Annotated in this window: 7 protein-coding genes; 3 read left to right on the top strand and 4 right to left on the bottom strand. The window is 68.9% G+C overall.

All coding sequences use genetic code 11. The features are described 5' to 3' along the window. Nucleotides 1-574: 574 nt before the first annotated feature. On the bottom strand, nt 575-1,516 hold the full coding sequence (locus RWO82_RS14315; RefSeq protein ID WP_314428202.1) for a helix-turn-helix domain-containing protein: 942 nt from the start codon (nt 1,514-1,516) through the stop codon (nt 575-577). A gap of 107 nt (nt 1,517-1,623) precedes the next feature. On the opposite strand from RWO82_RS14315, the gene RWO82_RS14310 reads away from it, so the two are divergent. Together RWO82_RS14310 and RWO82_RS14305 are read left to right on the top strand one after the other, a co-directional pair. Then, complete coding sequence (locus tag RWO82_RS14310) at nt 1,624-1,935, top strand: putative quinol monooxygenase (protein ID WP_003941073.1); 312 nt, start codon at nt 1,624-1,626, stop codon at nt 1,933-1,935. Between the two features lie 107 nt (nt 1,936-2,042). Next, on the top strand, nt 2,043-3,368 hold the full coding sequence (locus RWO82_RS14305; protein ID WP_314428201.1) for an ISL3-like element ISPfr2 family transposase: 1,326 nt from the start codon (nt 2,043-2,045) through the stop codon (nt 3,366-3,368). A gap of 51 nt (nt 3,369-3,419) precedes the next feature. On the opposite strand, the gene galE is transcribed toward RWO82_RS14305, so the two are convergent. The 3 genes from galE to galT form a co-directional block, all read right to left on the bottom strand. Further along, entirely contained in the window at nt 3,420-4,397 is a 978-nt protein-coding gene (gene galE, locus RWO82_RS14300) for a UDP-glucose 4-epimerase GalE (RefSeq protein ID WP_314428200.1), read from the bottom strand. Nucleotides 4,398-4,489: 92 nt separating this feature from the next. Then, complete coding sequence (galK, locus tag RWO82_RS14295; protein WP_314428199.1) at nt 4,490-5,668, bottom strand: galactokinase; 1,179 nt, start codon at nt 5,666-5,668, stop codon at nt 4,490-4,492. Continuing rightward, nucleotides 5,665-6,885 carry a galactose-1-phosphate uridylyltransferase gene (gene galT / locus RWO82_RS14290; protein WP_314428198.1) on the bottom strand — a complete coding sequence of 407 codons (1,221 nt, stop codon included), beginning with the start codon at nt 6,883-6,885 and terminating at the stop codon, nt 5,665-5,667. The genes galK and galT overlap by 4 nt, the downstream gene beginning before the upstream one ends. Before the next feature lie 147 nt (nt 6,886-7,032). Between galT and RWO82_RS14285 the strand changes: the two genes are divergently transcribed. Next, complete coding sequence (locus RWO82_RS14285) at nt 7,033-7,983, top strand: LacI family DNA-binding transcriptional regulator (RefSeq protein WP_314428203.1); 951 nt, start codon at nt 7,033-7,035, stop codon at nt 7,981-7,983. Nucleotides 7,984-8,128 lie beyond the last annotated feature (145 nt).

Raw genomic sequence — 8,128 nt, 5'->3', positions numbered from 1 at the left:
ATGGTACTGCAGGGGGGACCCTGTGGGAGAGTAGGACACCGCCGGACTTCTTTTAGACAGAAAAGCCACCCAATGCTGGGTGGCTTTTCTGCGTTAACGCGTTCGTGCCAGCGTCGGGAGCATCGTGCAGACGATGGTGTGACGCAGAAGGCACGTGACAACGACGAAGGGCCCTTCCTGGCTCTTCCCAGATGAAGGTGTAGGTCGGCCGGGCGCGTCGGTCCGCAGATAGACGTCGAGGTCTCCCGACGATGGAGGTTCCTACGCCATCCGTCCGAAAGACCTCGACGTGCCCGACGCTACCCCGCCGGCCGGCTTCGGCCGCCCTGACCTAACCGCCTTCTCGGCTCATCCCAATCGGCTCTGATCGGGTCTGCTGATGCTCTCGACGAGAACGCAGCGACATCACAGCCACCCAACCCCGACCATCCGGGAAGCCGGGACACGTCACATGGCCTGTGCTGCGGGCGTGTCGAGTGGGTCGTCCAGGGGGCGACGCAGAAGCGTCGACGCGACGTGCTGAGAGGTGGTTCCAACCGAGCGCTATGACACCGGCTACAGGCATGGCGATAGGTCAGGAACGGCGTCGCTCCCTACGCAGGAGGGAGCGCAGAGTCTCGGCGTTCGCGTAGCCGACCCGTAGCGCGATCTCGGCGGAGGTGAAGTCCGTGGTTGCTGAGAGGTGCCGAGCTCGTTCGATGCGAAGCCGTTGGACGAAGCCGAGCGGAGTGAGGTTGAGCGCCGCACGGACTCGTCGTTCGAGGGTGCGCCGGCTGGTGCCAAGTGACTGCGCGACGAAGGCGACGTTGAACGGTTCGTCCAGGCGGGCGCGCACGAAGCGTTCGAACTCGACGACGATCGGGTCCTCGTGCCGGAGATGTTCGTAAGCGACGAAGCCCGCCTGCGACGGGCGCTCGTCGATGATGAGGAGCTTGGCGACATGTTGGGCCAGGTCGGGGCTGATCGATCGCACGAGTGAGAGCGCGAGGTCGATGTGGGCGAACGCGGCGCCGGCGGTGACGAGGTTCCCGTCGGCCACGACCATGGTGTCGAGATCGAGGGCGACGGTCGGATAGCGCTTCAGGAACTCCGGCCCCAGGAACCAGCTGGTCGTCGCCCGCCGATGATGCATCCGTCCGGTCTCGGCGACGGCGAACACGCCGGTGCACGCCGCGGCGATCCGGGTGGTCGCCTCGTCGAGGCGCCCCAGCGAGGCGATGACCGAACGAGCATCTCGGCTCTGGAGGGCGTCGTGGGTCGCGGCGGCCGTAAGGGTTCCAAGCGCAGGGACGACGACCACGTCGAACTCTCCGGACTCCGACAGCGGGTGGTCCACCGACAGGGTCATCGATGCCGTCGTGGTCACTCGCCGTTTCGGTCCGAGGATGGCGAGTTCGATCGGGTCGATCCGCGGGTCGACATCGCCGCGGGCTCCGTCGGCCACCCGCACGATGTCGATGATCGACGCGATAGCCGAACCGAAGCAGCCGTCGATCGCGATCAGTCCTATACGCATGACGTAAACAATAGCAATACTGCCGTATACGCCACTCCCCACCGGCCCTCGCTCGTCATACGCTGAACTCGTCCCACGAAGAACCCCGACACCTAGGAGAGTCCCCCATGTCCACACCCGCATCACTTCCGTATGCCTTCGTCGCCAAGATCGTCGCGGCCGATGGACAGCACGACGCGCTCGCCGATCTGCTCGCCGGCGCTGTCGCACTCGCCAACGAAGAAGTAGGAACGATTGTCTGGTTCGCGGTCAGGACCCACGCCGACACCTTCTGGATCTTCGATGCATTCCCCGACGAGGCCGCTCGCGACGCCCACGCCAACGGCGCCATCGTCGCAGCCCTGATGGCCAACCAGCACCTCCTCGGCGCAGCACCCGAGATCCTGGCGGCCGACGTCCTCGCGTCCAAGCTCCCGTAGTCCGCCAACGCACGAGACGATCGCGCCCTGCCGAGTCGGTCCGCAGATAGACGTCGAGGTCTCCCGACGATGGAGGCTCCTACGCCATCCATCGGAAAGACCTCGACGTGCCCGACGCTACCCCGCCGCCCGGCTTCGGCCGCCCTGACCTAACCGCCTTCGCTCGACTCGACGGCCTCGGTCTGAGCGTGATCGGGCAACGACTTGAACCGGATCGTGCGGTCCTCGCGTGCCGCGTGGTGGAACCAGATCAGTGGTGCCGACGGTGCGGCAGCGAAGGCGCCGCTCGTGACACCGTGATCCGGCGGTTGGCCCACGAGCCGCTGGGCTGGCGACCCACCGTGCTGGAAGTTGTAGTGCGCCGCTACCGCTGTGCAGACTGCGGACACGTGTGGCGCCAAGACACCAGCGCCGCGGCGGAGCCACGCGCGAAGCTCTCGCGCACCGGGCTGCGGTGGGCGCTGGAAGGGATCGTGGTCGCACACCTCACCGTCGCCCGTGTCGCCGAGGGACTCGGGGTCGCGTGGGACACCGCCAACAACGCGGTCCTGGCCGAAGGCAAGTGGTTGCTGATCAACGACCCCACGCGGTTCGAGGGCGTGAAGGTGATTGGCGTCGATGAGCACGTCTGGCGCCACACCAGGCGTGGCGACAAGTACGTCACCGTGATCGTCGACCTCACCCCGGTCCGCGATGGCGCCGGCCCAGCAAGGCTGCTGGACATGGTCGAGGGCCGGTCGAAGGCGGCGTTCAAGACCTGGCTCGCCGACCGCGACGACGCCTTCCGTGACGCGGTCGAAGTGGTCGCGATGGACGGCTTCACCGGGTTCAAGACCGCCGCTGCAGAGGAGATCCCGGACGCGGTCACGGTGATGGATCCCTTCCACGTCGTGCGCCTGGCCGGTGACGCCCTCGACAGGTGCCGGCGCCGGGTCCAACTCGCGATCCACGGGCACCGTGGGTTCAGGGACGATCCGCTCTACAAGTCGCGGCGCACGCTGCACACCGGCTCGGACCTGCTCACCGACAAGCAGAGCGACAGGCTACGCGCGCTGTTCGTTGATGACGCTCACGTCGAGGTCGAGGCGACCTGGGGTGTCTACCAGCGGATGATCGCCGCCTATCGCCACGGGGACCTGCAACGTGGCCGCGAGCTCATGGAGAAGCTGATCACCGACCTCAGCGCCGGCGTCCCCAAGGTGCTCACCGAGCTCACCACCCTGGGCCGGACCCTGAAGAAGCGAGCCGCCGACGTGCTCGCCTACTTCGAACGACCCGGCACCAGCAACGGGCCGACCGAGGCACTCAACGGACGGCTCGAACACCTACGCGGCTCCGCACTCGGGTTCCGCAACCTGACCAACTACATCGCCCGAAGCCTGCTCGAGACCGGCGGCTTCAGACCCCAACTCCTACACCCCCGATTGGGATGAGCCCCCTTCCTCTGGTGAGGAAGGGCCCTTCGTCGTCGTCGGCTCAGGAGCTCACGAGGCGTTGCGTCGGGCCTCCCAGCCCGTGCGGACCATCTCGTCGACCGAGTAGCGCATCTTCCAGTCGAGATCGCGTGCTGCGAGCTCTCCGGTGGCGACGATACGGTCGGGGTCGCCGGCACGCCGAGGGCCGATCTCGGGGGTGAAGTCGATACCGGTCACTCGCGCGACGGCATCCATGATCTGCTTCACGCTCAGACCGTCGCCGGAACCGAGGTTGTACGCCGGTTCGATGGGCTCTCCGGCGGCGAGGCGCTGTGCTGCCGCCACGTGCGCTGCGGCGATGTCGCCCACGTGCACGTAGTCGCGCACGTTGGTGCCGTCTTCCGTGTCGTAGTCGTCGCCGTTGATGCGAGGGGTCTTGCCCGCCAGCAGCGCCTCGAACACGATCGGGAACAGGTTGTGCGGGCTGACGTCGTAGACGGTGGGATCGGCGGAGCCGACCACGTTGAAGTACCGCAGCGAGGTGTGACGCAGAGGCCTGTCGCTCTCTGCCGTGGCGACGGCCTGATCGCGCAGGAGCCATTCGCCGATCAGCTTGGACTCGCCGTACGGACTGGCGGGCTTCTTCTCGGTGCTCTCGACGACGAGGGGCACGTCGGGTGTGCCGAATACGGCGGCCGACGATGAGAAGACGATGTTCGTGACGCCTGCGGCCTCCATGGCCTCCAGGATGACGCGCGTGCCGTCGACGTTCTGCGCGTAGGTGTGCAGCGGACGCTGCACCGAGACCCCCGCGTACTTGTACCCGGCGACGTGGATCACGCCCTCAGCGTCGTGCTCGCGCAGCGTGCTCTCGACCAGGTCGCGGTCGAGGATGCTCCCCTGCACGAACGGAACGCCCTCGGGGACGAACGTCGCGACCCCGCTCGAGAGGTCGTCGAGGATGACGGGCGCGAGCCCGGCATCCGCCAGTGCACGTACGACGTGCGATCCGATGTAGCCGGCGCCGCCGGTCACGATCCAGGACATGCTGCTCCTCAGGTGTTGGAGTGTTCAGTATCTCAGGGCGACGCGGCATATCGCGGACCGTCACGCAGATCGGGCCGCCGTCGGCGATCGGCTCAGGAGTCGCGGTGCGCCCCCGCTGACGGTGTCACGGTGAACATCACGGGCGTGATGAATCCGGCTTCCGCGAAGGCGGCGGCGACGGCGTCCGAGACCGTCTCGAGCGCTGCCTGCTCGATCAGCGCGATCGCGGCACCGCCGAAACCGCCACCGGTCATGCGTGCACCGATCGCTCCGGCAGCGAGCGCGGCGTCGACGGCCGTGTCGAGTTCGGGCACCGAGATCTCGAAGTCGTCACGCATCGAGGCGTGCGAGGCCACCAGGAGGTCGCCGATGGCCCGCGCGCCCTGTGCGCGGAGCAGACCGACAGTGTCGAGCACGCGCTGGTTCTCGGTGACGACGTGCCGCACACGGCGGAAGGTGACCTCGTCCATGAGCTCCTGTGCGCGCGGCAGGTCGTCGACCGTCACGTCGCGCAGGCTCTCGACGCCCATGATCTGTGCGCCCCGTTCACAGGCCGCGCGTCGCTCCCCGTAGCCGCCCGTGGAGTGCGCGTGCTTCACGCGGGTGTCGATCACGAGGATCGCGAGCCCGGTCTCGGCCATGCCCAGCGGCACGAGCTCCGTCTCGAGCGAACGGCAGTCGAGGAAGATCGCGGCATCGGGTGCACCCAGCATCGAGGCCATCTGATCCATGATGCCCGTGGGGGCGCCGACCGCCTCGTTCTCGGCGCGACGGCCGATGCGGGCGAGGGCCCTGCCGTCGAGCCCGGTCTCCCAGAGGTCGTTCAGAGCCGAGGCCGTCGCGCCTTCGATCGCCGCCGAGGAAGAGAGCCCCGCGCCGACCGGGACGTCGGAAGCGATGGCGATGTCCAGTCCGATGCCGGCGGTGCCGCTCTGGCGCAGAGCCCACGCGACGCCCAACGGGTACGCCGCCCACTCCGGCACACGCGGCGCGGTGCCGATCGGAGTGGGGAAGAGCTCGTCGAGCTCGTCGAGGGAGACATCGACAGGAGCATCGGCGAACGTCGAGGCGACCCGGATGCGCGAGTCGCCGCGCACGCCGACAGCCGCAACCGTGCGGTGGGGGATCGCGAACGGCAGTACGAACCCGTCGTTGTAGTCGGTGTGCTCGCCGATCAGATTCGCGCGGCCGGGAGCCGACCACACCCCGTCGGGAGTGCGGCCGGTCAGGTCGGTGAAGAGCGCGCGAGCGGCGTCCTGAGCGATGGTCATGCGGATGCCTCTTCTGCGTCGATGCCGGCGGCGGGCGCCGGGGTGGTGTCTGCCTGCGCGATGGCCTCGCGGATGCGGGCGGCGCCCTGTTCGGGGGTCACCTCGGCGGCCCAGGCCCACATCGCCGCTTCCGAGCCGGCGAGGAACTTGAGCTTGTCGGCTGCGCGTCGCGGACTGGTGAGCTGCAGGTGCAGGCGCACACTCTCGCGGCCGACGTTCACGGGCGCCTGGTGCCACGCGGCGATGTAGGGGGTCGGGGTGTCATACAGCGCGTCGACTCCGCGGAGCAGACGCAGGTAGAGGGGTGCGAGTTCGTCGCGCTCGGCATCCGTCGTGGCGGCGAAGTCGGGAACGTGACGGTGCGGCATCAGGTGCACCTCGAGCGGCCACCGGGCGGCGAAAGGGACGAAAGCGGTCCAGTGCTCGCCGCGGAAGACGACGCGTTCGGACTCCTGCTCGAACTCGAGGATGCGCTGGAAGAGATCGGGCGCGGTGCGATCGATCGATTCGAGCACGCGCGTGGTGCGCGGCGTCACATACGGGTAGGCGTAGATCTGGCCATGCGGATGCGGCAGAGTCACCCCGATCGCCTCCCCGCGGTTCTCGAACGGGAAGATCTGCTCGATGCCCGGGAGCTGGGAGAGTGCGGCGGTGCGGTCGGCCCACGCCTCGATCACGGTGCGGGCCCGGGTGACGGACTGCGTGCCGAAGGATCCGGTGTGCTCGGGGCTGAAGCACACGACCTCGCAGCGCCCGACGGATGTGCGGGTGCGACCGAGGCCGAGGGCGGCGAGATCGTCCAGGCCTCGCGGAGGGTTGCGGGCGGCGGGTGCGATGCCGATCGCCTCGGCGAGGGCGGGGCCGAAGGCCGGTGAGCGGTTCTCGAACACGGCGACGTCATAGCTCGACGGCACTTCCGAGGGGTTGGTCGGCGACTGAGGCGCGAGAGGGTCGGCATCGGCGCTCGGCATCATGACGCGGTTCTGTCGGTTGGCGGCGACCGTGATCCAGTCGCCCGTCAGCACGTCGAGTCGCATCGACGCGGTGTCGCCCCGGGGATCGAGGACACGCGCATCGACGGCGCGCTCGGCACCGAGCGTCGTGTCGGGGTCGTCGTAGTAGATGAGCTCGCGGCCGTCGGCGAGAGTCGTCGCTCGCTTGGTGATGCCGGAGGAGAGCGTCTCGGAGAGCAGAGCGGGCTGTTCGGGCGTGTTCACGTAAACATGGTACGCACACGGCCGTGATAACGTCAACATGATCGGTGAGCTGCGACACGCGAGACGGAGGTGCCTGCCGTGGACGACGACCTCTCGGGCGACGACGCCGGTGCCCGGCGCCGCCGCCACTCATCGGGACGCGTGTCGATGGCGATGGTCGCCTCGCGTGCGGGCGTCTCGGGTCAGACGGTGTCACGGGTGGTCAACGACAGCCCACGAGTGGATCCCGCCACTCGCGAACGCGTCGAGCAGGCCATGGCCGAACTCGGGTACCGGCCTCACCGCGCGGCGAGAGCACTGCGCACCGGTCGCTCGCAGACCGTGGGACTCGTCGTGACCACCCTCGCCACGGTCGGCAACTCGCGCATGCTGCAGGCCACGGCCGAGGCTGCCGAGGAGCGCGGGTACGCCCTCACCCTCGTGACGGCGGGCGACAGCGTCGCCGGCGCGTTCGAGCGCCTCGCCGAGCAGGAGGTCGACGGGGCGATCGTGCTGAACGAGGCCTCGGCGCTGGTGTCGGCGGTCGATCGGCCGGCGGGGCTGCCACTCGTGGTCGTCGACGCTCCGGGTGCGGTGGGCCTCGCCGTCGTGCACAGCGATCATGTCGGCGGTGCCGCTGTCGCCACGGCGCACCTGCTGGGTCTCGGGCACCGGACCGTCCACCATCTCGCGGGACCGGACGACTCGTTCGCGGCCTCGGAGAGAGAGCGCGGCTGGCGTGAGACCCTCGTCGCCGCAGGCATCGCGCCCCCGCCCGTCGTGCGCGGCGACTGGTCGGCTGAGGCCGGGTACGCCGCGGGAGAGGCACTGCGCTCCGCATCCGCCGTCTTCTGCGCCAACGACCAGATGGCGCTGGGGCTGCTGCGGGCGCTCGCCGAACTCGGGCGTCAGGTGCCCGCAGACGTCAGCGTGATCGGATTCGACGACGTGCCGGATGCCGCGAACTACCGACCGCCCCTGACCACGATCCGTCAGGACTTCACGGCTCTCGCGCACCGCGCCGTCGGCCTGCTCGTGGCCGAGATCGAGGGGTCGCCCGGCGCCGAAGCGTCCGCGGTGGTGCCGACGCTGCTCATCGATCGCGCCAGCACGCGCTGAGCCGGGCGCTCCGCGGCCGCGGCCCGGGTTCGCCGTGCGGGGTCGAAAACGCATCCCCGGCGCCCATCTGGGATGCAGAAGTGACCCCGCCTGGCGCCGGCGGGGCGGGTGGATGCAGAAGTGACCCGGCTCGGCGTGGGCGGAT

The organism is uncultured Microbacterium sp. (genome assembly GCF_963521645.1).
In the GTDB taxonomy this organism is placed as follows: domain Bacteria; phylum Actinomycetota; class Actinomycetes; order Actinomycetales; family Microbacteriaceae; genus Microbacterium.
The sequence above is the reverse complement of the archived record's forward strand: the minus strand, read 5'-3'. Positions and strand labels throughout refer to the sequence as shown.

What these genes read in the sequence shown, in the direction of transcription:
- RWO82_RS14315 (WP_314428202.1), bottom strand. Translation starts at nt 1,516, where the DNA reads ATGCGTATAGGACTGATCGCGATCGACGGCTGCTTCGGTTCGGCTATC.
- RWO82_RS14310 (WP_003941073.1), top strand. Translation starts at nt 1,624, where the DNA reads ATGTCCACACCCGCATCACTTCCGTATGCCTTCGTCGCCAAGATCGTC.
- galE (WP_314428200.1), bottom strand. Translation starts at nt 4,397, where the DNA reads ATGTCCTGGATCGTGACCGGCGGCGCCGGCTACATCGGATCGCACGTC.
- galK (WP_314428199.1), bottom strand. Translation starts at nt 5,668, where the DNA reads ATGACCATCGCTCAGGACGCCGCTCGCGCGCTCTTCACCGACCTGACC.
- RWO82_RS14285 (WP_314428203.1), top strand. Translation starts at nt 7,033, where the DNA reads ATGGCGATGGTCGCCTCGCGTGCGGGCGTCTCGGGTCAGACGGTGTCA.